This is a genomic window from Motilimonas cestriensis, from assembly GCF_021295315.1.
Classification (GTDB): domain Bacteria; phylum Pseudomonadota; class Gammaproteobacteria; order Enterobacterales; family CBDFNC01; genus Motilimonas; species Motilimonas cestriensis.
In genome coordinates this window covers 1-708 of the sequence record NZ_JAIMJA010000082.1, presented here as the reverse complement: position 1 = coordinate 708, position 708 = coordinate 1, and the positions used below count along the sequence as shown (strand labels likewise).

Below are 708 nucleotides of genomic sequence, written 5' to 3'. Positions count from 1 at the left end.
CACCATTACCGCTGTTGTGCTTGCTCTTTACGTATCAAAACTCATACCTTAATAAACCGACATCTAGTTCGCGGCCTTGCACGCCTTACTCATGTCGTACGCTTCCCCACGACTCATCACCACAAAGTAAGCGATCAATCAGGGGTTAGATCGCCCCACTAACGCTAAATCGGATGTAAAAAAATGGTCGCTAAATTTCACTTTCCAATTTCTTGGGATCAGATCGGCGACTTGCGAGTCAGGGTGGAGGGCGACACGTTGCAGCCATCGGGGTCAGGTCTTGCTTTTTGCATGTTGGCCAGAACGTGAAATTCGGGGACGAAGAAAGTTGGGGGGCATGCACCATTTTGATAGCGGCTATGTCGCACAGTACAGTTACTACAACAATCAGGGCAAGATCATGAGCGTATTTCAAACAATTTGTGATTACTTATTAGACGAATATTTGCGGCATGGATGCAGCAACTAAGCCATCAACAGCTTTTGAGGGATGATTTTACGGCGATTCGTATGATAATTAATCACTCATGCGTTCACCCTGCTACAACAATGGTCTATTGAAGTCTGAGTTGGTGGCGGGTGAAACTCAGGAGCAATTCAGCTATGACATTAACGGCCGTGAAACAGAGCGTAAGATATTGTCGGCCGATGGTAGCCGCCTGCTACATACCCACTCTGAATATGATGAAGCCGGTCGCCTGAAGAAAC

At 46.9% G+C, this 708-nt stretch carries 1 protein-coding gene; it reads left to right on the top strand.

The window, feature by feature from the left end; genetic code table 11:
• Positions 1-527: 527 nt before the first annotated feature.
• Positions 528-708 (top strand): hypothetical protein (locus K6Y31_RS22100; protein ID WP_233055183.1); only part of this gene is annotated, 181 nt, incomplete at its 3' end.